Source organism: Vibrio methylphosphonaticus (assembly GCF_023634655.1).
Lineage (GTDB): Bacteria > Pseudomonadota > Gammaproteobacteria > Enterobacterales > Vibrionaceae > Vibrio > Vibrio methylphosphonaticus.
In genome coordinates this window covers 36373-59320 of sequence record NZ_JAMKMS010000011.1, presented here as the reverse complement: position 1 = coordinate 59320, position 22948 = coordinate 36373, and the positions used below count along the sequence as shown (strand labels likewise).

Here is a 22948-nt window from a genome sequence, read left to right as displayed (position 1 = left end):
TTTTCTGAGCTTTTATCGGTAAAATAAACGCAATAAACTTAAATGCGACCAAGGGTTGCAGCTCATTATGAAATGAGTGTGTGAGCGCACTTTTTAAACACTAGTAATGAGTTAATGGTGGTCGCGATCGGTTTATAGGTGTGATTGAGATGCATCATTGATATGAATGTGTTAAAACGCAGGGATCAACGGATAATCGCTAATTTGGAATTAAAGAATTGGAAAAACACGAAGAAGTGCTCGTGGCGATACGCCAAGTAATAAGAGCCATCGATTTGCATTCGAAAAAATTGAAAAAAGAGTGCGGACTCACTGGACCGCAACTGGTGCTGATGAAGGCAATCAGGGAAAAAGGGAATGTAACCATTCGTGAGTTATCGAATTATACCAATGTTAGTCAGGCGACAGCGACGACGATTATCGACCGACTTGAGCTAAACGATTATGTAAGGCGTGAACGAAGTCATCAAGACAAGCGAAAAGTTCATGCGGTTTTAACCGAAAAAGGTACCGAAGTGTTAGATAGCGCGCCTTTGCCACTCCAAGATAGCTTTGTGCAGAAGTTTCAAAGTCTTGAGGCGTGGGAACAAACCTTATTGCTATCTTCTATCCAAAGAATTTCATCGATGATGAATGCGGAAGGTATCGATGCCGCGCCAGTATTACAAATAGATGCGATAGCGAAAAACTAACGTCATTTATTTACGGACAATAACGCCTAAGCCCATGTTACTGGAAAGTACTGTGGGCTTTTTTTTGCTCGTAAGACAGAGACAAATAGAGGTGGTTTTAGTCTTAATTATTTGACATCTAAATAGTCTATACTTTGCCTTAGTCGGCGATGGATGGCGGGCTAATGGCAAAGACTGTATGATAATTCAGACATTTTTTGCTAAACTAAAATTCTCGTAGCACTAAAAGTTGAGTGATAACTCAGTCTGTTTCGTACGGATTGTTGGTATTTCTTAGTACACAAATATTTTGATGGATAGCAGTTCGTCAGGGTGAGGAACGATGACAAAAGGTATTGATAAGTACAGTATTGACAGTACTGACTATACAATTGGACAAGATAATGTCCAAAAATGGGGATTTGACGTACACAACCCAGTATTTGGCTGGAGTGCAGGTTTTATTGCGCTTTTGCTCGTGTTGGCTGTGGTTGTCGATGCCGAGACAGCGAAAAATGCGTTGGATGGAATTAAATGGCAGATCATAAATAAGTTCGACTGGCTATTTATGTGGGCGGGTAACATTTTTGTTATCTTCTGCTTGGGCTTGATTGTTTCGCCATTTGGTAAGATACGCTTAGGTGGTAAAGACGCAACGGCAGATTATTCCTTTATGTCATGGCTCGCGATGTTATTTGCCGCGGGTATGGGTATTGGCCTCATGTTCTGGAGTGTCGCAGAGCCTGTGGCTTACTTCACGGGATGGTATGAAACCCCTCTAGGCGTTACTGCCAACACAGAAGAAGCTCGCGAGCTAGCGATGGGCGCCACTATGTTCCACTGGGGATTGCACCCATGGGCAATCTACGGTGTTGTTGCTTTATCTCTAGCATTTTTTACCTATAACAAAGGTCTACCGCTTTCGATGCGTTCCGTGTTCTATCCTATTTTAGGCGATAGAGCTTGGGGTTGGGCAGGGCATATCATTGATATTCTTGCGGTGCTGGCGACTTTGTTCGGTTTAGCCACCTCTCTTGGTTTAGGTGCACAGCAAGCGGCAAGTGGTATTCATCATGTCTTTGGTGTTGAGTCCGGCATGACGCTGCAAGTGATCGTTATTGCGGTCGTGACTCTGCTTGCCGTTGTTTCGGTATTACGTGGTATTGATGGTGGTGTTAAGGTCATCAGTAACATTAATATGATCGTGGCATTTATTCTATTGGCTTTAGTCGCTTTAATTGGATACGCGGTCACGTTCGCATCGATTCCTGATACCTTGTTCGCGTATTTGAAGAATATAGTGCCATTGAGTAATCCTCATGGCCGTGATGACGAAGCGTGGATGCACGGCTGGACAGTATTCTATTGGGCATGGTGGATTTCTTGGTCCCCATTCGTCGGTATGTTTATTGCGCGCGTATCTAAAGGACGTACAGTACGACAGTTCATTACAGCAGTACTGATTGTTCCGACATCTGTCACGATTATTTGGATGTCTGTATTTGGCGGTCTTGCCATTGACCAAGTGGTTAATCAAGTTGGTACGCTAGGTGCAAATGGTTTACGTGACGTACCACTGGCTATGTTTGAAATGTTTGATGCGCTACCAATGGGTACGTTACTGTCTATTATCGCAGTGATCCTAGTTCTGGTGTTCTTCATTACTTCTTCAGATTCTGGCTCTTTGGTGATCGACAGCATTACCGCTGGTGGTAAAATAGATGCACCGGTTATTCAGCGCGTGTTTTGGGCTTTCATGGAAGGTGCTATTGCAGTCGCGTTATTGTGGATTGGTGGTAGCGAAGCTATCCAAGCTCTGCAAGCAGGGGCTATTTCATCGGCGTTGCCATTCACCTTTATATTGCTTGCAATGTGTGTGAGTCTGCTTATGGGTATGAAGACAGAACGCACCTAGTGGATGTGAAGCTTAGTGTGTTGATGTAAGTAAATTATAATAATGAAAAAAGAGCAGCCTTAGCTGCTCTTTTTTGATCTAATCGATATTATGTCATGTTAAACCTTGCTTATTAATTCGCTAACAGTGATGTGTTATTTTCTGTTATTCAGTGTTGCAATCTTACATTGAGTAATTTATTAATTATTAATTAAATCAATCGTTTACATGTAAGCTATTAAATGGGCCTTGCTGGGTTTATTGAATTAATTATTTAATTCAATGCCTTACGATGGTTTTTTTATTTTATTGAAAGGTGAGTTGGCGAGGTGTCCATGGGCGAGTTGGTGTGAATAATATCATTTAAATCAGTTGGAATAATATAAGCATAAATATGGTACTGTATAAAATAAGACAAAATATTGACGGTCGATTTTGTGTCGGAATTTATATATTATCTGCGCGCAATACTAATTATGACGACCATGATTAGTTAATAATTCAGTGACGAGAAGAATAATAATCAATGACATTATCTCTAAAACAAAAATTAATTACAGCAATGTTATCTGCTGTACTATTGATGGCAGTGGTATTGACCATCTTATCCGCGCAACAATTGTCAACACAAACGCATACTGCTATTTCAGATCGAGCAAATAACGTCTCGCATGCCGCAGTCGAAGGGATAGAGAATTGGATTGGCGTTAGGAAGTCGATTGCGACCGCGTTTAATTCATTTTCGGAAGCCGAAGATAAAGTGCCATACCTCAGACAAGCACGTGTAGCTGGAGGCTTTGATGACATATTTTTAGGTACTCCAGATGGTAGAATGTATCGCTCTCACCCTGAGCGAAACCGGGCAGATTACGATCCTAGAACCCGTCCTTGGTACCAAGATGCTGTGTCGGCGAATAAACAGATCATCACCGAGGCATATCAAGATGCCATTACCAATGCTTTGCTTGTCACTATTGCAGAACCAGTGAAAAAAAATGGTCGTTTAGTTGGCATTGTGGGTGCGGATGTATTGATTGATCACTTAGTGCAAGACGTCATTAGTTTGAACGTAGGGCGTAATGCCAGCGCGATGCTGATTGATTTATCCAACAACACCTTTCTTGCCCACCAGAATACGTCTTTGTTATTAAAACCAATGACACAGCTGAGCCCGACATTGACGGCCTCTGCTATTAGTGAGTTAGCGTCTCGTGGTGATATGACGGAAGTGAGCATCCAAGGCGTAGACAAAATGTTGTACTTTACTAAGGTTCCAGAAACGAACTGGGTACTTGCAGTAGAGTTAGATAAGCAAACCGAGCTGGCGAAACTGAACAGTGCTCTTACGCAGTTAATACTGACCTCAGTTGTCATCGTTATTTTTGTTGCCGCCATCGCTTCTTGGATGATGAGCTTTCTCATTAATGATTTGGCGCGAGTGTCTAAAGCACTGGCGGAAATCGCGTCAGGTGAGGGGGATTTAACCAGCCGTTTAGAACCAAGAAGTAATGATGAAGTGGGGCAGTTAGCTCGTAACTTCAACACGTTTGTTAGTTACATGCACGAAACGATCATGAAGCTTACCGATGTATCGGTCGCCTTATCTGCGCAAGCGAAAGACACGGCCAGTCATGCGCGAGTTCGTAGTCAGCGTATTCAAACGCAGCAAGACGAAATCAATATGGTTGCCACGGCAATTAACGAGATGGCAGCGGCGACTCAAGAAATTGCCAATAACGCAGATATGACCGCGAGTAACTCTTCAGAGGCAGTAGAGGCGAGTAATCATGGCGCGGGTCAAGTATCCGCGACCCAAAATTCGATTCAGAATCTTGCTCAAGAAGTGGATGTTGCTACCGCGGTAATTCGTGAACTTGAAGTGCATGGTAGTAGTATTAACACCATATTATCGACGATTCAAGGCATTGCCGAGCAGACAAATTTGCTGGCTCTTAATGCCGCGATTGAAGCCGCGCGAGCGGGTGAGCAAGGTCGAGGTTTTGCTGTGGTTGCGGACGAAGTGCGAGTGTTAAGTCAACGTACTCACGCATCGACACAAGAGATTCAGCAGACCATTGAGACACTACAAGCCACAACGGGCAAAGCGGTCGATATTATGAATGATAGCCGCGGTTTAGCCGAAACCAGTGTGGACGATGCAAACAGTGCAGCAGCAAGCTTGACTCAAATCTTGGCGGCGGTAGGTCAAATCAGTGATATGGCCACGCAAATCGCAACGGCGGCAGAGGAGCAAGCGTCAGTCACCTCTGAGATTACACGCAATACTCAGGGTATCCGCGATGTTTCTGATGAACTCGCAGAAGAAGCGCACGACGCCGCTCAACAAGCCGTAGAGTTGTCAGAACTCTCCCAGAAGTTAGGTCGCGAGATTGGCCGGTTTAAAATTTAATGAGGTAACACTCTAATCTAAAAACTAAAAAAGGCTCATCAGAGCCTTTTTTTATTGGTGCACACCATCCGATGCAAGACGAAAGGTTGCATTGCGGATATGTTCAGATCAACGTGTCTTCATATCCAGATATCGTTGAGCACGGCGTTTTCATCGTAGTGATAAGCTAATTGCGCTTGAAGCAGCTCTGCGGTCGCCACGGCATCGGTTAACGCATGATGGGGCGGATAGTCAGGCAGCCCGTAGCGACGGCGAGTCTGCCCTAAACGAACGGAGTCCGCCTGTTTCCCCTTCAACATGTTAATCACACCTGCTGTTACGCGTTTTTGATAGATGGATTCAATTTGCATCGTGTCAACGACAGGGAATTCGATGCCTTCACCAATCATACCTTTCAAGGCATCATCAAAGAAACCACGTTCAATGGGGTTGTAGTGCACCACAATAATATGCCCTGCCAAAGAATCGAGCACATCACCAAGGATATCTTTAAATTTTGGTGCATCTAAGATGTCATTATGCGTGATGCCATGAATGACCACAGATTCTTCTTCTAAGATTGCCTTGGGTCTTACCGTCCAGTGTTTAGCGGCGTTAATCCGTATTCTTGAAGTGGTAAAAGGCACAAGACCTATCGACAGGATGCCATCTTTTTCAGGGTTTAATCCCGTCGTCTCAAAATCTAGTGCAACAAAGGAGACATCTTTGAGCGGAGTCTCGCTGTCGGGTAACCCTTTAGCGTAAAACGATTGCAGCCGCTCATCCTGAGCCCGGCCAGCTAATGTTTTAAATTTACTTTGCCACTGGATGCTCGGCGCACTAAATAGCTTTTTTATCATAATCCACACTCACCATTTAGTCTGACGCTATTTGAAATTGTTGTTAGCTTGATAGCGAAATTTTAGGAAATTTTGACCATTACTCAAGACTTGGAATGCATCCTTAAGATTACGACGTTCGAAGTCGGATAAATTTTCTGGTTCTATGTTGTTATCCGGCTCTATTCCCATCTGAACATCCATTGCTTGGTGGCTGATACGAACCATTGAGATGAATTCCATCGCATCTTTTAAGTCACGAGCTCGCCCTTTGGGCAGTATTCCTGCATCGTGGATGTCATCTAAGCGCTCGAAGGAGTTAGTAGAGCGTGACCCAACCGCCAAGGCGTGGACACGTATTAAGTCAGCGAGTGGCGCCGTCCCACGTCGTTTTAGGTTGATGGAATTGTTGTGTTGCCCATCCTTTTCCATTACAAAATCTTTGAAAAAGCCTAGTGGAGGGGTACGATTGAGGGCATTTCTCGCTAAGCAGGCAAGGAAGCGGTTATTCTTTCTGGCTCTTCTGACAATAAAACTATTGAGCTGCTCGGCCCATTTGAGTTTGCCGTAAACCCCATCCAAATCGAAAAAGATGGAGGCATTGAGTAACGCTTTAGGATTTGGATCATCAATCCAGTCAGAGAAGCAGGCTTCCCATTCCTTTCTGGTCATTCGCCACTCAGGGTTGGTCGCCATAATGTCGCCGCTGCAATAGGTATAACCGCAGTCCGCAAGCGCATCACAGATAAAGGTTGAGAATGCCTTAAAGTAAGCGCCGTGTTTTTGTTCGTCGTAGCTGTCGTCAAGAATGATAGCGTTATCTTGGTCCGTCACCATTAGCTGTTCATCACGTCCCATCGAGCCAAGGGCAAGGAAGCAATAAGGAATGGGCGCATGGCCAAGCTCTTCTTCCGCAAGCTCAACAATACGTTGTTTAAAACTGCGGCCAATGACCGACATTGCTGTTCCGACCATGTGTGCGTTGGCATCTTCATTGACTAGGCGTACGAAACTATCCTGAACCTGGTCAGAAAGCAGTTTAAGTTCTTCTACGGATTGTTGCTGGAATATGCTGCTTACTAACAGCAGTGAATTTTGAGATTCATAGCGTACGATATCTGAGGTCTCGATGACGCCAAGTGGGATTTTGTTCTTTACTACAGGGAGATGGTGTACGTTATAGCGCAGCATGATAAGCATGGCTTCGTAAACATAGGCATTGTGGTCAAGTGATATCAGGTCAGTAGACATCACGGTGGCCACTTCATCCTGTGGGCTTAGGTTTTGCGCGAGTACACGCGTACAGAGGTCTCTATCGGTAATGATGCCGACGATTGGCGATGAGTCGTCTTCATCGTTCTCACTAATGTTGGGGTTAAGGATCAGTAATGAAGAGACTTGTTCGTCCGCCATTTGTTTAGCGGCTTCTTGAATCGTTCTATGACGATCAATAGTCGCGGCTTCACCAGTGAGCAGTGTGCGAACTTTTGAGGTAGTGAGATCATTGGTGTTGCTGTTATTGGAGACGGTTTGTCTCAGTCTGACTCGGTCCTCGACTTCTACAAAGTCGGCAAAGGCATCGAACTTGTCATAAAGCTCTTGAAACACGTCGGCGGATAAGCAGTAGACAAGGGTATCTTCGACGGCTTTTGCAGGAAATCGGACTTTATTATTGGTCAATAGACCCATTTGCCCAAAGAGATCGCCCTCATCTAAGCGGTTATAGAGCTCGCCTTTACGGCGATACACTTCTACGACACCACTTCTCACGATATAAAGGTCATTGATCTCGTCACCGAAATGTATGATGGGTGTATCTTGCCGATAGTAGGCTATCTCGATGTTTTGAGAGGCATATAACACGGCTTCTTCTGGTAATTCATCAAAAGGTGGGTAGCTGGCGAGAAAGTGTTGGATCTCTATGAGTTCTGCGTCCATGTGCGGCCTTAAGTACTATTTAAATGTAATTGACGACTATCTAAATGTAATAGTGATGGCTTAATAGTACACGCAGAAACGCAAAAGGTCAGCCGAAGCTGACCTTTATTTTTAGCAAGCACAACCGCTAACGCGTTGATTATTAAGCTTGTGAATACGCTTAATGATTGGCGTATTCACGCGTAATTGTGCATAGCAGTACCGTTATAGAACGGCTGCAATGCCTTTACATAGTGGTGTCATGTTAGACTTTGTCATGCCCGCAACACTGATACGGCCAGAGCCAACAATGTAGATGGCAAATTCGTCTTTTAAGCGGTTGACTTGCTCTTTAGACAAACCAGAGAAAGAGAACATACCATTCTGGCGTTCGATGAAGCTAAAGTCGGCATTCACACCTTCTGCTTTTAGTGTTTCAACAAACAGGACACGCATTTCTTGTATGCGATCACGCATTTCTGCTACTTCATTTTCCCACTCTGCACGAAGCGCTTCATCGTTAAGGATGTACGTCACAACCGCAGCGCCGTGAGCAGGAGGGTTTGAGTAGATTGAACGAATGATGCCTTTAACTTGTGAGAAGGCCGTCGTTGCGATTTCTTCAGAAGCGGCAACCAGAGTGAAGGCGCCTACACGCTCATTGTACAGGCCGAAGTTCTTTGAAAATGAACTCGCGACGAGGATTTCTTTATTGTATTTTGCAAACGTACGTAGACCTTGCGCATCTTCTTCAACGCCTTTTGCAAAGCCTTGGTAAGCGAAGTCGAATAGTGGGATTAGACCTTTTTCCGCTACCAGTTTCGCTAATTGCTCCCACTCAGCTGCAGTAGGATCGATGCCAGTTGGGTTGTGGCAGCAGCCATGCAGTAAAACAATGTCGCCTGCCGCCGCTTGCTCTAAATCAGCAACCATGCCAGCGAAGTCTTTGTCTTTTGTTTCGGAGTTGTAGTAGCTGTACTGGGCTGTTTCAATGCCTGCAGCCGCAAATACGCCGTTATGGTTCGCCCATGTTGGATTGCTGATCCAGATCTTAGCGCCGCTAAGTTGACGTTTAATAAACTCACCAGCGACACGAAGTGCGCCAGTACCGCCAGGAGCTTGCGCGGTTTTTGCCAATTTTTCGCTAACTATCGCTGAATCTGCACCGAATAGCAGTTTTTGTACAGCTAAACCGTATTCAGCAGTCCCTTCAATTGTCAGGTAAGATTTTGTTTTTTCATTTTCTAGCAGCGCTGCTTCAGCTTTCTTTACGGTAGCAAGAACAGGGGTTTGGCCTTGCTCATTTTTGTAGATACCAACGCCGAGGTTAATTTTTTCTGCACGAGTGTCTTTTTTAAACTCTTCAGTGAGGCCAAGTATAGGGTCAGCGGGTGCAGCTACAACTTTTTCAAACATAATCTTCATCCATGTTAATTGAAGGGGCAAATGTGAACATATTTTGTGACGATAACAGCCTATTTATACCTTTGTAGGCCATACGTGACAACCAGATTAAAGAAGAAAACAGAAAATTAGTTTGATTTGGAGCAGAAAAGGGCGCTAATTCGTTCTTTTTGTAATTTATAAGCGGAAACGATTGTTGGTCTCGCGAGTGATAATGGACTTCCAAACGCCAATTTGGCGTTTGGAATCAATGATCTCGCTATTTCTTTAGGTCTATTTCTGATTCGTGTGCTTGAGTTTCAATATCTGGATGTTGAGCAAATTTTGACTCAACCCAGTCATTTAGGTGCTTAATTACAGCCGAAGCGGCGTGAGTTTTTGATGGGGTAGCGGTGTCCTCAACATCTAGCTGCGCTTTGGCGTGCAGTCCCATTTCATCTTCTGCCACGTGAAGCCAGTCAGGGTGCCAATAATAAGGTTGACCGTTGCTGGCTTCCCATTTATGAACACCATTGGACTCGCCTCGATATTGAATATCAGATTCGGTAAATTTACTCATAGTTTTCACCTTCTATCATGTCAGCCGTGCTGTTGATTCAGATATACGTGCTGTTGACTCAGATATAGCATCGTTGACTTAAATGTAGTGCTGGCGAAGAAAAAAACCAAGCAAAATGATGAATTGAAAATGAAACGTAAGGGTGCAGATATGTGAGTTGAAACCGCTATATCTACAGGAAGAGAATTGACTGAGCAGGGGCAAAAAAGGTCACCAAACGGTGACCTTTTATTATTTGTAAACGCGCTTAGAAGTTAGCTGAGCGAGGTGTACGTGGGAATGGAATCACGTCGCGAACGTTGCCCATACCGGTTACATAAGATACTAGACGCTCAAATCCAAGTCCGAAGCCAGCGTGAGGCACTGTGCCGTATTTACGAAGGTCGCGGTACCAGCTCATATGCTCAGGGTCGATACCCATAGCAATCATGCGCTCATCTAGAATATCCAGACGCTCTTCACGTTGTGCACCACCGATGATTTCGCCGATACCAGGCGCAAGGACATCCATTGCTGCTACTGTTTTGCCATCGTCGTTTAAGCGCATGTAGAAAGCTTTAATGTCTTTCGGGTAGTTCTTAACGATAACTGGCGCTTTGAAGTGCTCTTCAGCTAGGTAACGTTCATGCTCAGAAGACATGTCGATACCCCACTCAACGTCAAACTCAAATTTCTTACCAGAGTCTAGTAGGATTTGGATGGCGTCAGTGTAGTCAACTTGTGCAAAGTCGGCGTCAACGAATTGCTCTAGACGAGTGATAGCTTGCTTGTCGATACGAGAAGCAAAGAACTCTAGGTCGTCGCGGCGCTCTTCAAGAACAGCGGCAAACACGTACTTAAGCATGTCTTCAGCCAGTTTTGCTGCGTCGTCGAGGTCTGCAAAAGCAATTTCAGGTTCAACCATCCAGAACTCGGCTAGGTGGCGACTTGTGTTTGAGTTTTCAGCACGGAACGTAGGACCGAATGTGTACACTTTGCTTAGTGCACACGCGTAAGCTTCAGCATTAAGTTGGCCAGATACCGTTAGGAATGTCTCTTTCCCGAAGAAGTCTTCATTGAAGTCCACGTTGCCGGCTTCAGTGCGAGGTAAATTTTCCATGTCTAGTGTAGACACGCGGAACATTTCACCAGCACCTTCTGCATCAGAAGCTGTGATAAGCGGAGCTGAAGTCCAGAAGAAGCCTTGCTCGTGGTAGAAGCGGTGAATCGCTTGAGATAGGCAGTTACGTACACGTGCTACCGCGCCGATTACGTTAGTGCGTGGGCGAAGGTGCGCCACTTCACGAAGGTACTCAATAGAGTGACGAGTCTTAGCCATTGGGTACGTTTCTGCGTCTTCTACCCAGCCTACTACTTTAACGTCAGTCGCTGCCAGTTCGAAATCTTGACCTTTCGCAGGAGATTCAACAATCTTACCTGTTACTTCAACAGAGCAGCCAGTGGTGAGCTTAAGTACTTCGTCGTCGTAATTATTAAGATTATTAGGGACCACGGCCTGAATCGGGTCGAAACAAGAGCCGTCGTAAATGGCAAGGAAAGAGATTCCAGCTTTGGAATCACGACGTGAACGGATCCAGCCGCGAACAGTTACTTCACTGTCTACCGCAAGCTTGCCGCCGAGTACGTCTGTTACAGGCGCGTAAGTCATGTTATTCATCTTCTCCATGGAGGTAAAAAACCACTCAATGCTTATTCGTTAAAATAAGTGTGTGTTGCTTAAAATATAAGCGCGACATTGAGTGGAGTATAAATTTCTTTTCAAACGGATATATTACCTGTCAATTTTCATGGTTCAACCTTTATTGTGGTTAATCAGCCTTTATTGTGGCTATTCAATACAAATTGATTAAGTAATGTCTCCAATTGATGAGAAAGTTGTTGCAAATCCATGCTGATTTGATGAGTTTGTGTCGCGGCTCCAGAGGTTTCGTTGGCGTGTTCAGTGATGACGGCGGTCTTTTGTCCAACACTCACACTAGTTTGACGGTTAGCTTGTATCTGAGTTTGAACCTGATTGGCAATGTTCGTCGTCGATTCGATTTGCTCGACAACGGTTTGCATCTTACTGGCTAAGGCTTGTACCTCATCCGCACGTTGATGGGCTGTTCTCGAGACTTTGTTGACGGCTTGCACAGAAAAGCTACTGCCTTGTTGGAATTGGGCAATGATCGTTTCTATGTCGTTGGTGGCTTCAGTGGTTCGGTTTGCGAGTGAGCGGACTTCATCGGCGACGACGGCAAAACCACGACCCTGTTCACCCGCTCTTGCCGCTTCGATAGCCGCGTTTAAAGCAAGCAGGTTTGTTTGGTCAGCAATCCCTTTAATCGTCGATAATATCGCGGAGACTTGTTCGGTTTGTTCATTAAGCTCAGAGATATGAGTGGAGACTTGACCGATGTCTTGAACCAAAGATTCGATATCCGCGCTGGCGTTTTGTGCTTCTTCGCTACTCACTTTGGTGAGCTCGCAAGTTTGCTGCATGAGTTCCGAAGCACGCTCTGTTGCTTCACTTACGGTACTTTGCTGATTTTTTAATATTTGCATGCTGCTTTCAACGGCTGCCGTTTCGTTGAGCTGCCTTTTAGCGGTGGTCTCATTGTTTTGGGCAATTTCTGTCAACTTGTCAGCATTGACGCTGACAGTCTTTGCCGTTGATTGCACTTTATTCAAGCTCTCGGATACTGTATCTAAAAAAGTGTTTATATCGTGAGTCAGATCGCCAACTTCGTCATTTTGGTCTTGAGATAGGCGTACCGAGAGATCTTTACTGCCACTGACTCGGTTCATAAATCGAGATGTCGTTTGAACCGGTGCGACAATGAATCTACGAGCAATAAAAATGGTGCACAAGTAACCGAGAAAGGCGATGGCCGCCATGATGCCGACAGCGATTGCCGTGCGCTTATTAACTAAGGTATTTATTTGGTTTAAATTGTACTCAATTCGGATAGCGCCAAGCACTTCCCCTTCTTGTGTCATGTGACAGGAAAGACAATTGGTGCCGCGATAGTCTGCACTGGCTTTCATTGGAAGGGCAACGACGAGTCCTGTCCCCCATTCTGCTTTAAAGGGCTCTAATACGGTTTCTCCCAGTAACGCGCGCTGATCGATATCATCAATAGGGACTTGGTTGGCTAAACCCGCACCATAGAGCTTACTGACCGCGTCGCCACGTAGGACCCTTACTGTTTCTATATTCTCTTGCGCTAGCGCCTTATTTCTTAGTGTTTCTTTTTGCGCCATGGTGCCAGTGATCATCATCATATTAAGGCTGTCGAAATAGTTACCCGCCTTGTCATGGAGCTGTTCACCGAGTACGGAGTAGATGAGCTCACGTTGTTGATTATATTGGTATGTTGTTGAGGTGATCACAACGATACCAAATACCAAGATAAGCGCGATAAGTAGTTTATTCGTTATAGTAAGTCGCATAATTATTTTTGTTAAAAAGTTGGGCTGACAGCGTGAATAGTAAGTTAATTTCAATGGATTGGAAAAGTCGAATTTCTATAAAACCTCGCAAAGTTCATGGTTTTTATTGAAAGGATTAATATTTATGAGAATTGGCGCTATTTATAGAGAAAGCGTGTGGTCCTGCGGATAGGGAAGTGAAAACAAACATTCGCAGTTCAGATGAGTCACAATGCGACATTCGGCATTCATCTAATCTTAATTAGTTTCTGACGGCGTGCTGACAGGCGGGCAAGGGGACAGGCGTAAAACAAGTACCATATGTAACTAAATGTATGTGCTTATGCCTTCCCAACCTATTGAATTACAAAGAGTGGATGCAAAACAGACGTCAAATGCGCGTTTTAGTCGTCCGTTGATGTTTGTGTTGTTAATTTGCTTGTCGTCTTTTTATATATGGACGCTTTACCTTGCCGCACACCCTAATGTCTCGTTGGCTTATCAAACTTATTATATAGACAAGAAAACCCAATATTGGGCGAAAACAAACACAGACATGCTTTTCCCGAAGGCAGGCGTGATCGTTACCAGTGACAAAACCCCGTATTTGAGTCGCACTGGGTGGGCAAAGGAAGCGACTAAAGAAGGCAGAGTCATGCTGCATTCAGGTGGGTTATTCTTTAATTTTGCCGAGTTCCCTAAACACCCGGTAAAGATTCAACTGTTATTGTCAAAATCAATTACTGAGCCCGTCTATCTGACGCTGGGTGATGGTAACAAAATCAAATTATTGCCGTTAGAAATAGAAGCGATAGAAGCAATTATTCCGGTCGAGGCTATTGATCAACGTCTCCCGCTCCAACATTGGCAAATTGAAACCCCCGCGAGCTTAACGGTTAAGCAGATCTCTATTCAGGAATTGACCTCATGACATGCAACAACAACTTTACTTTATCAATACTGATTCCCGTTTATAACGAAGAAGCATCCATTAAACCATTCATGCATGCACTATACACGGCGCTAAAACCCATCAAAGCAAACCTTGATGTTGTTTTTGTCAACGATGGAAGCGGCGATAACACTAAGCTGATCATTGAGTCGGTCATGGCCTCGGATTCACAGGTCAGTTTGGTCAATCTCGCTCGAAACTTTGGCAAAGAAGCGGCAATGACCGCAGGCCTTGCTTACGTAGAGGGTGACGCCTGCGTAATTATGGATGTTGATTTACAAGATCCACCGGAAGTGATCCTAGAGTTTGTCGAGTTATGGAAAACGAAACAGTGGGATACGATTTATGGCGTCAGAGTCGACCGTTCCAAAGATTCATGGTTTAAGCGCCTGACGGCGGGCGGGTTTTATCGATTCTTTAACTGGATAACGTCAGACACGAAAATTCCAGAAAATGCGGGGGACTTTCGTTTAATCGATAGGGTCGTGATAGATGCATTACGCCAACTGCCGGAACGCAATCGGTTTATGAAAGGTTTAATGGCATGGTCGGCCTTTCGTTCTACTGGTGTCCAATTTCATCGTCCGGAGCGGCATAGTGGTGAGACCAAATTTAACTACTGGAAGCTTTGGAATTTTGCCGTCGATGGTATCTTCAGTTTTACCGCTTGGCCGTTGAGAATTTGGGGGTTTGTGGGGTGCGCAATTTCTTGTCTCGCTTTCATCTTTATGTTGAAAATTGTTATTGGCGCCACGTTTTTTGATGTCAAAACACCGGGCTATGCATCTACGATTAGCGTCGTTCTTTTTCTTGGTGGGATTCAACTTATTTCTCTGGGCATTATTGGTGGCTATATTAGCCGCATGTACCGAGAACTTAAGCAACGTCCCATCTATTTGGTAGAAGGGGTGTATGGTCGTTATGGAGATGAAAACGGTACGAAAGACGTTGATCTAGAGCTGACTAACTATCTAGCTAAAAAGGCGAGTTAATCGAATGCAGCATGTACAACCTTCTCTTACCCTCTCTAAGCAACAATGGTTTACCATTTTTCTCGCTGTTATTGTCAGCAGGACGGTGTTTTACAGTTTAGGGCTAGCGGGTACCTACGCCTATAACCCAGAATCAGTGGTCAACATGGATCTTTGGCAGCAAATTTGTCGTTTTGACTGCATGTGGTTCCAACGAATTGCAGATGATGGGTATGCGTTGATTCCCACTTATATGAAAAACGGCAATGCGGCGAATTGGGCGTTTATGCCAGTGTCTCCTTATTTAGGTAAGTGGATGTCAATTTTCGTTGGTGATACCAACCTAGCCTTAATAGTGGTCTCTAATCTTACTTTTATCCTTAGCGTTGTCGTGTTTGTGATGGCTCTAAAGCAACAATCATTTAGCAACGACATCCAAGATATTGCTATTTGGTTTATGTGCTTTTCACCCTATACGGTTTATGCGTTATCAGGATATTCCGAGCCTCTATATATCGCACTTATAAGTGGTGTTTTTATTGCGTGTTATCGCAAGAATTGGTGGCTTGTTGGCCTGCTTGGCTTAGTGGCGGCTATTACTCGTAATTTAGGCGTTATGCTGGTTTTCTCCGTTCTAATATTTGGTATACAGGCGTACGGAGTCTCTAACTTTGTTCGGTTGAAAAACAATGCACTATCGGTTCTCACGGCAATATGGCTAATCCCATTGGGATTCTTTGGCTATATGGTTTTTCTTCATTTTCATATGGGCGATGCATTAGCGTTTGGTCACATTCAAATCGCTTGGGGAAGAGTGTTTAGTCACCCTCTTGAGTGGCTCATGTATGGCATAGAAACGGGTGGAGCAAAAAGCTATTTAGTGGTGGTATCGGTATTGGGATTAATGTTGAATGGCTATTTGTTTTACAATAAACGCTATGCTGAAGCGACATTTATGTTGATCAACTTGCTGATTCCTCTGTCATCCGGCGTGAACGCTATGCCAAGATACTTATTTGGGCTTTATCCTACTTACTTAGCAATATTTATTCTGCTTGAGCGCTATCCAGCAGCAAGAATGCCGATGCTACTTGTGTGCTCAGCGGTTTCAACTTTTATCACCATTGGATTTTTCTCAAACGTATTCTTTACTGTATAGCTTGAGATACGACTCGGTTTTCAGTAGGATTGCGTGTCATTTTTTACCAGAGATACCCTATGAAAACTGAGTTGTATAAAGAGTTCATGTTTGAAGCTGCTCATCATCTTCCACATGTGCCAGAAGGGCATAAGTGCGGACGTTTACATGGACACTCTTTTTTGGTGCGTCTCTATGTTGAAGGTGAAGTGGATCCACACACTGGCTGGGTGATTGATTTTTCTGAAATAAAAGCGGCATTCAAGCCAATTTATAATCGCCTGGATCACTACTATTTGAACGACATTGAAGGGTTAGAAAACCCTACAAGTGAAGTGCTAGCAAAGTGGATTTGGCAACAACTGAAGCCAAGCTTGCCATTGCTAAGCAAAGTAGAAATTAAAGAGACGTGCACGGCTGGCTGTATTTATATCGGCGAGTAGCCACACGCTTTTTGAAGACGAAAAGTATTGAGCTGTTATAAAGCGAATAAAAAAACCGAAGCGGATGCTTCGGTTTTTTTGTTTGAGTAGCTTAGGCGCTCAAGCGCTCAAACATTTAGGGGTCTTGAGCACTTGTTCGCTTGGTTTAGCACACAACCTTGATAGCAAGTCCGCCTTGGGAGGTTTCACGGTACTTAGCGTTCATGTCTTTACCGGTTTCAAGCATTGTCTCAATGACTTTATCTAGAGACACGCGTGGCGCCGAGGCGCGACGAAGTGCCATACGAGTTGAGTTAATTGCTTTAACCGCGGCAATACCGTTACGCTCAATACATGGTACTTGAACTTGCCCAGCGACAGGGTCACAAGTTAGTCCTAGGTTGTGCTCCATTGCAATTTCTGCCGCCATACACACTTGCTCTGGACTTCCGCCCATAAGCTCAGCAAGACCGGCTGCAGCCATAGAACAAGCCACACCCACTTCACCCTGACAGCCAACCTCCGCGCCAGAAATAGAAGCGTTCTGCTTATAAAGACCACCTACCGCACCAGAAGCAGCAAAGTAGCGAATGTAGTCTTTCTCTGTCACGGTTTGGATAAACTTATCGTAGTAAGCCAATACCGCTGGGATGATGCCACAAGCGCCATTGGTTGGAGCGGTTACGACACGACCACCCGCTGCATTTTCTTCATTTACCGCAAACGCGTACATGTTCACCCAGTCTACAACTGCCATTGGATCGGTTGTTGTTTTTTCAGAGGTGATTAACTGCTGACGTAATGCAGATGCGCGGCGTGGTACTCGCAATGGACCAGGCAAAATACCTTCGGTATTCATACCGCGTTCCATACATTCACGCATGGTTTTCCAAATGTTAGCAAAGTAGCTGCGAACTTCTTCATCAGAATACATAGCGTGTTCATTGGCCATCACAAGGGTACTGATAGACAAACCGTGTTCTTTACATTGATTCACCAATTCTTCAGCGGTGTTAAATTCGTACGGCGCTTTGATTGCAGATGTTTCTTCTTTGCCGAAGTGCTCTTCGTCGACAATGAAGCCACCGCCAATCGAGTAGTAGGTTTTTGAGTACGCTACTTCGTCATCTATCCAAGCATGAATTTGCATGCCGTTTTCGTGAAGCGATAAGTTTGAAGAGTGGAAGTTCATTCCGCCATCGCGCGGAAATGACACAGTATGGCAGTGCATACCAACTGGAAGACGCTCAGTTTCCTCGACGCGCGCAATAAAATTTGGAATCGAGTCGATATCTACCTTTTCAGGTGAGTTACCTGCTAAACCCATAATAATTGCGATATCTGTGTGGTGACCTTTCCCTGTCAGTGATAGTGATCCATATACATCTACGGTAATTTTGGTGATGTCACGTAATTTGCCCATTGAACGTAAGTCATCAATAAACTCTTTACCTGCTTTCATTGGGCCCACAGTGTGTGAGCTTGAAGGACCAACACCAATCTTATAGATATCGAAAACACTGATCATACTGATTTACCTCTAGCAAAGCCCCCTCGAATGAGGAGGCTTATATTATTGTTATAGGTTGTTTATTTTATTAATTGATGGAGTCAATTAAAAAGCGCCGTAGATTACAGAAGTAATGGCTGCAATACCACACACTGCTGTAAAAATTTGTACAGGAGCAGAAGTTTGCAGTTTAGCCATAGCGGGTACTTTGCGCATTGCAAACACAGGCATTAGGAACAGGATAGCCGCAATCATAGGTGCGCCCATTGTTTCAATCATGCCAAGGATGCTTGGGTTGATGATAGAAACAATCCAAGTAGTGATAACAATGAATAACAAAGAGCCTTTTTCAAGCTTCTTAACTGGCATTGTAGAGCGAGACTTACCTAAGCCAACCAAACCTTCGTGAGCACCTAAGAAGTGACCAAAGTAGCTTGATGTAATTGCAGCGAAGGCAACAATTGGACCAAGGTAAGAGATCAGTGGAGATTCATGAACGTTCGCTAAGTAGGACAATACGCTGATGTTTTGTTCTTGTGCTGTCGCAAGTTGCTCTGGTGAAAGAGACAATACAACAGAGAATACGAAGAACATGACAAAGCCCATAAGCATTGTCGCAGCACCGCCAGTGATCATGTCTGTTTTCTTTACTGCATCATCACCGTATACACGACGCTGCTCTTTAGAAAACTGGCTGATAATTGGGCTGTGGTTAAATGAGAATACAATGATAGGGATTGCAAGCCAGATAACTGCTGGCATTGAGCCCCAGTCTGGGCTAACGCTAACCATTGAAGTATTCCAATCTGGGATTAGGTATAGTGAAAGAGCAAGTAGGATAGCAACCAATGGGTATACCATCACTGACGTTGCTTTTAGCATCAGCTCTTTACCAAATACCACACCACATGTCATTGCCGCGATTAAACAACCAGACAGTAACCAGCGAGGGATGGACTCCATACCCATTTGGTTTACTAGGAATGAATCCACAGTATTGGTAATACCTACACCGTAAATTAGAACGATAGGGTAAATGGCGAAAAAGTAAGCAAAGGTAATAAGGTTTGCGCCAGTTTTACCGAAATGTTCTTCTACCGTATCGGTAATATCTGCATCTGGGTTTTTAGCTGAAAGAACAAAACGCGCTAAGCTTTTGTGCGCGAACCAAGTCATTGGAGCAGCAATTAGGGATAAGATAACTAATGGCCAAAAGCCACCAGCACCCGCTTTAATTGGTAGGAAAAGTACACCGGCACCAACAGCAGTACCAAAAAGTGATAAAGCCCAAGTGAAATCTTTGTAATTCCACTTAGATGAAGTGCGGCTTGACGCCGTAGAAGTTGAAGTAGTCATTAAGTTTTACTCATTTTGGGAACAGGAAATAAGTCGGGAGGAGTTTGCAATGTTTTTACTTGTAAAAATTAGATCTAGGTCATGATTTGGTGGTGTCTATTCATTGTACTGATGAATTCGTTATTTAGCTCACGTTTTTTGCGTGCTACAGATTAGTTTAATTGCCTTATTCATTAGTAAAACTAATCTATCTTTACGTAAACGATTGCTTGGTGTTGCTGGGTTGTGAGGGGGTTGTTGCGGGCTTTTGGGTGGATGTTTGTTTGAGTAAAATTACTGTTGTAAAAGTTGAGTTTGTAAGCTTTCGATGATTTGCGCGGTGACTCCCCATATAAAGTGAGATTGATAAGGAATGGCTAGAACTCGATGATTTGCCCCTTTAATAGTAAACCGCTGGGTTGTCATATTGGCGGTATGAGCTAGAAACTCGAGTGGTACCTCGAATAGATAATCGACTTCATTTTTGTCTACTTGCGGTTGATAACCGGGATCAACAAATGCAACTACAGGCGTGACGTGAAAACGAGTAATTGTGAGTAGATCAGGTAAATGACCTACAATGTTAATCTCGTCGTATTTAATGCCTATTTCTTCATTCGCTTCTCTTAACGCTGTGAAATATACACTGGTATCGCTGTCTTCCACTTTACCACCAGGAAAGCTGATCTGCCCCGGGTGGTGCTTGAGGTGATGGGCTCTTTTTGTAAGGATGACATGCAACCTTCCTTCGCGCTCAACCAAACCAATAAGTACACTTGCCGAACGATGTGACAATTGCTGTACATGAGCTGAGCGTTGTTTTGATTCAGGGTGATAGTCAGCCAATAAATGAAGCTGAAAGCGTTGTAAAAACTCGATTCGTGTCATTGGCCCTTACGCTACTGACGCTAGATATTCGTTAATTTGGTTTTTAATCACCTGCATTTCTTTGACGACAAAATCGATATCTTCTGCATTAGGAGATTCATTGTTACGCGTTGTTCCTTCAATGGCCTCTAGTTTGTCGACCGCTTTTGTTTCGCCGAAACTGGCCAGTATGCCTTTCAAGGAATGGGCTGTGATAAATAGCTCGCTCCAGTTTTGACTTTGATAAAGGTTTTGAAGCGTTTCTGATCCATTCTCATGTTCTTCCATGAACGCCATAAATACTGCCGCGATGATGTCTTCGTCATTGTCCATGTAGCCACGCAATACTTCAAAATCAATCATTCTAAGATCCTTCTGTGAATGTCTGTTGGGTTTTGAGTGTAGAGTTAATGTTATTTTTCAACTTCATACCGTTACAAAATAGTACAGCTCAGCAAAAAATGAAAATAGAAACTGATGCGAATGAGCAATCTAGCTGTACTACCTAAACTTATTAGTTTAATTGCTCATCAAACTAATGCTTTTCTACTAATTTTTGTACTATCTTCATTAATCTTTGGTTGTAAACTTTGATGCATAGGATAAACATGCCTATGCTTATTTGGACGGTATTTATTACAATGATTTAATACCTCGACACACGGCGATTAATACACAATAGGGATAGAGGAGCATGTTATGGGCGCAAGGATAAACAGCAGGGGCTCGACAGCTGCAGCATCAGACAACGGTGAAAAACGCCTTGATTTCTACTCCCAATACATGAGTGATGTTGTCGGTATAGATTTGCTTACGCCAGAGCAAGAGTTTCATTATGCGACAATGGCAAGACGGGGTGAAAATTCAGCGAGGGACGTCCTGATTGAATCTAACCTGAGGCTGGTTGTAAAAATAGCAAGAGGTTATACCAAGAGAGGCCTGAGTAATCATACGATTTTGGACCTCATCGAAGAAGGAAATTTGGGGCTCATGAAGGCGGTAGATAAGTTTGACCCTGATAAAGGGTTTCGTTTTAGTACTTATGCCGTTTGGTGGATCCGGGAAAGTATAGAGTCTTCGTTGATGAATACCGGTAGAACCGTTCGTTTACCCGTGCATGTGATTAAAGAAATTAACCGTTTGTCTAAGCAGACAAATCAAATGAGTGCGGACTTGAAACGCGCACCTTCGGTGAAAGAGATCGCGGAACTTGCAGATAAATCACAAAACCATATTAGCGAATTGATTCACATGAGTGGTTTTATCGAGTCTAGCTCTTCTGTGGACATTATAGATAAAGCCTATTTGTCATTGGACAACTGCAGTTCTGAGGCTATCCCTGAGCCTTATGAAGTTTGCTATGATGAAAAGTTGCTTAAAAATTTAGAGCAGGTCGTCATGACTTTGCCAGATAAGTACAAAGATATAGTGATTCATCGCTTTGGATTATTTGGTGAGGAAACGCTGACGTTGGATGCATTGGGTGCCAAATACGGTTTATCAAAAGAACGTGTTAGGCAGTTGCAACAAGAGGGGGTATCTAAACTGCAAAAGAAACTTGAGTTTGACGGTTGGATTAACTAACCCACATTTGGATTTATTCCCCCTGAAAGGGAAACGAATTGTACGAGATGTCAGTGTTATTGCGTCGTGTATCACCCTTTTGATTCCATAAGTAGTCTTAGCAGCCTGTCTTTACTTATTGATGCTGTCGTTGTCGTTAAAATACGCTCGAAAGCCGCCTGATAGGCTTTATTCTTCAATACAACAAGTAACGTTGTTTCTAGTTTCTTCAGACGCGCGCTTTCAGCTCGAGTATCATTATCATCGTTATTCGCTTTGATGAGTGGTTGATATGCGGTGTCATACCAAGCCGATAGCATTTCTCTCATTTCTATTTCTTCTAATGGAATATCGGCTTTATTCAATTTTCTGTCAGTGGGTGGCGCTTGACAGTATTGAGTATCTAGCTTGTTTACAACAAATTTATACATAAAAATCATAATCTTGACCTTTTCATACAATACTAACATGGAGTGTTGTATGATTCTATTGATGTTATTATCATTATGTTAATTCTCTCACAAATGTGACAAGTAGGTAGTTCAACGTGACAAGTTAATACTTCAAGGTGACAAGTTAATAATTAACTGTGACAGGTTAATACTTATAGGTTCGAGCTACGCTTCAGGTGAATGATGGGCATACTTATTAAGTAAGTAGGCCAGATACTGGCACTCAAGAGAGCGGTTGTCCCATATTGAAATCACGCGTTTCACGGCAAAAAAATACGCCTTACATTTAATCAACCTGCATAACGTACGTGTATGTCTAACAAATAAATGCTTGTGCTCAGTAAATTCTTTTTTCAGCGCCATAGATTGTTGTAGTGGAATGAATCCCGTCTCGTACCAGCATAGTAAAATATCCCTAATTTCAATTTCAGCTTGTGGAACGTCCAATATGGTTAGACGCCTCAATGGTGGCGGTGAGGTGTAATTATCATCATACATATCATGCACATACAGATAGTTCATAAGACGCTCTCATTGAGTTTTAATATCACTAAACTAGGAGCCTTTTGATCTGATTCAAGCGAGTTATTGATAAAATTAAATAATGTCAAAATAAAGGGACGGATATCACATTCCATTGCATATCATCGAATA

At 43.7% G+C, this 22948-nt stretch carries 20 protein-coding genes; 8 read left to right on the top strand and 12 right to left on the bottom strand.

The genetic code is table 11. The features are described from left to right. Window positions 1-218 precede the first annotated feature (218 nt). The 3 genes from M9196_RS14025 (at window position 219) to M9196_RS14015 (ending at window position 4975) form a co-directional block, all read left to right on the top strand. Window positions 219-692 carry a MarR family winged helix-turn-helix transcriptional regulator gene (locus M9196_RS14025; protein WP_250618151.1) on the top strand — a complete coding sequence of 158 codons (474 nt, stop codon included), beginning with the start codon at window positions 219-221 and terminating at the stop codon, window positions 690-692. A gap of 322 nt (window positions 693-1014) precedes the next feature. After that, window positions 1015-2586, top strand: a complete 1572-nt coding sequence (locus M9196_RS14020; RefSeq protein WP_250618150.1) for a BCCT family transporter — start codon at window positions 1015-1017, stop codon at window positions 2584-2586. A 505-nt stretch (window positions 2587-3091) separates the two neighbouring features. Continuing rightward, on the top strand, window positions 3092-4975 hold the full coding sequence (locus tag M9196_RS14015) for a methyl-accepting chemotaxis protein (RefSeq protein WP_250618149.1): 1884 nt from the start codon (window positions 3092-3094) through the stop codon (window positions 4973-4975). A gap of 119 nt (window positions 4976-5094) precedes the next feature. On the opposite strand, the gene M9196_RS14010 is transcribed toward M9196_RS14015, so the two are convergent. The 6 genes from M9196_RS14010 to M9196_RS13985 form a co-directional block, all read right to left on the bottom strand. Beyond that, a complete protein-coding gene (locus M9196_RS14010; RefSeq protein WP_250618242.1) occupies window positions 5095-5811 on the bottom strand; it encodes a 3'-5' exonuclease in 717 nt (238 codons plus the stop codon). Between the two features lie 30 nt (window positions 5812-5841). Then, window positions 5842-7731 (bottom strand): DUF294 nucleotidyltransferase-like domain-containing protein, encoded by a 1890-nt coding sequence (locus M9196_RS14005; protein ID WP_250618148.1) that lies wholly within the window; start codon window positions 7729-7731, stop codon window positions 5842-5844. 204 nt (window positions 7732-7935) lie between these two features. Next, window positions 7936-9126 carry an amino acid aminotransferase gene (locus tag M9196_RS14000; RefSeq protein WP_250618147.1) on the bottom strand — a complete coding sequence of 397 codons (1191 nt, stop codon included), beginning with the start codon at window positions 9124-9126 and terminating at the stop codon, window positions 7936-7938. Window positions 9127-9373: 247 nt separating this feature from the next. Then, the gene (locus tag M9196_RS13995; protein WP_250618146.1) at window positions 9374-9673 is read right to left on the bottom strand and encodes a hypothetical protein; all 300 of its coding nucleotides are present in this window, start codon (window positions 9671-9673) and stop codon (window positions 9374-9376) included. Between the two features lie 247 nt (window positions 9674-9920). Then, window positions 9921-11321 carry an asparagine--tRNA ligase gene (gene asnS, locus M9196_RS13990; RefSeq protein ID WP_250618241.1) on the bottom strand — a complete coding sequence of 467 codons (1401 nt, stop codon included), beginning with the start codon at window positions 11319-11321 and terminating at the stop codon, window positions 9921-9923. A 164-nt stretch (window positions 11322-11485) separates the two neighbouring features. Beyond that, window positions 11486-13105, bottom strand: coding sequence for a methyl-accepting chemotaxis protein (locus M9196_RS13985; RefSeq protein WP_250618145.1), 1620 nt, complete (start codon window positions 13103-13105; stop codon window positions 11486-11488). Between the two features lie 322 nt (window positions 13106-13427). Here M9196_RS13985 and M9196_RS13980 point away from each other — a divergent pair, with 322 nt between their 5' ends. The 4 genes from M9196_RS13980 to queD are packed head-to-tail and all read left to right on the top strand — an operon-like array spanning window position 13428 to window position 16588. Then, window positions 13428-14015, top strand: coding sequence for a hypothetical protein (locus M9196_RS13980; RefSeq protein WP_250618144.1), 588 nt, complete (start codon window positions 13428-13430; stop codon window positions 14013-14015). Next, window positions 14012-15028, top strand: coding sequence for a glycosyltransferase family 2 protein (locus M9196_RS13975; protein ID WP_250618143.1), 1017 nt, complete (start codon window positions 14012-14014; stop codon window positions 15026-15028). The genes M9196_RS13980 and M9196_RS13975 overlap by 4 nt, the downstream gene beginning before the upstream one ends. Window positions 15029-15032: 4 nt before the next feature. Continuing rightward, a complete protein-coding gene (locus tag M9196_RS13970; RefSeq protein WP_250618142.1) occupies window positions 15033-16166 on the top strand; it encodes a hypothetical protein in 1134 nt (377 codons plus the stop codon). Between the two features lie 59 nt (window positions 16167-16225). Continuing rightward, on the top strand, window positions 16226-16588 hold the full coding sequence (gene queD / locus M9196_RS13965) for a 6-carboxytetrahydropterin synthase QueD (protein WP_250618141.1): 363 nt from the start codon (window positions 16226-16228) through the stop codon (window positions 16586-16588). A gap of 145 nt (window positions 16589-16733) precedes the next feature. On the opposite strand, the gene M9196_RS13960 is transcribed toward queD, so the two are convergent. From M9196_RS13960 to M9196_RS13945, 4 genes are all read right to left on the bottom strand, one after another. Further along, the gene (locus M9196_RS13960; RefSeq protein WP_250618140.1) at window positions 16734-18095 is read right to left on the bottom strand and encodes an L-serine ammonia-lyase; all 1362 of its coding nucleotides are present in this window, start codon (window positions 18093-18095) and stop codon (window positions 16734-16736) included. 87 nt (window positions 18096-18182) lie between these two features. Then, window positions 18183-19433, bottom strand: a complete 1251-nt coding sequence (locus M9196_RS13955) for an aromatic amino acid transport family protein (RefSeq protein WP_250618139.1) — start codon at window positions 19431-19433, stop codon at window positions 18183-18185. Window positions 19434-19706: 273 nt separating this feature from the next. Next, entirely contained in the window at window positions 19707-20300 is a 594-nt protein-coding gene (locus M9196_RS13950) for a CoA pyrophosphatase (RefSeq protein WP_250618138.1), read from the bottom strand. Between the two features lie 6 nt (window positions 20301-20306). Continuing rightward, entirely contained in the window at window positions 20307-20642 is a 336-nt protein-coding gene (locus tag M9196_RS13945) for an Hpt domain-containing protein (protein ID WP_250618137.1), read from the bottom strand. Between the two features lie 336 nt (window positions 20643-20978). On the opposite strand from M9196_RS13945, the gene M9196_RS13940 reads away from it, so the two are divergent. Next, complete coding sequence (locus tag M9196_RS13940; protein ID WP_250618136.1) at window positions 20979-21863, top strand: sigma-70 family RNA polymerase sigma factor; 885 nt, start codon at window positions 20979-20981, stop codon at window positions 21861-21863. Between the two features lie 71 nt (window positions 21864-21934). Here M9196_RS13940 and M9196_RS13935 read toward each other — a convergent pair whose 3' ends face one another. Both M9196_RS13935 and M9196_RS13930 read right to left on the bottom strand, forming a co-directional pair. After that, window positions 21935-22282, bottom strand: coding sequence for a hypothetical protein (locus tag M9196_RS13935; protein WP_250618135.1), 348 nt, complete (start codon window positions 22280-22282; stop codon window positions 21935-21937). 177 nt (window positions 22283-22459) lie between these two features. Then, window positions 22460-22816, bottom strand: a complete 357-nt coding sequence (locus tag M9196_RS13930; RefSeq protein WP_250618134.1) for a hypothetical protein — start codon at window positions 22814-22816, stop codon at window positions 22460-22462. Between the last annotated feature and the right edge of the window lie 132 nt (window positions 22817-22948).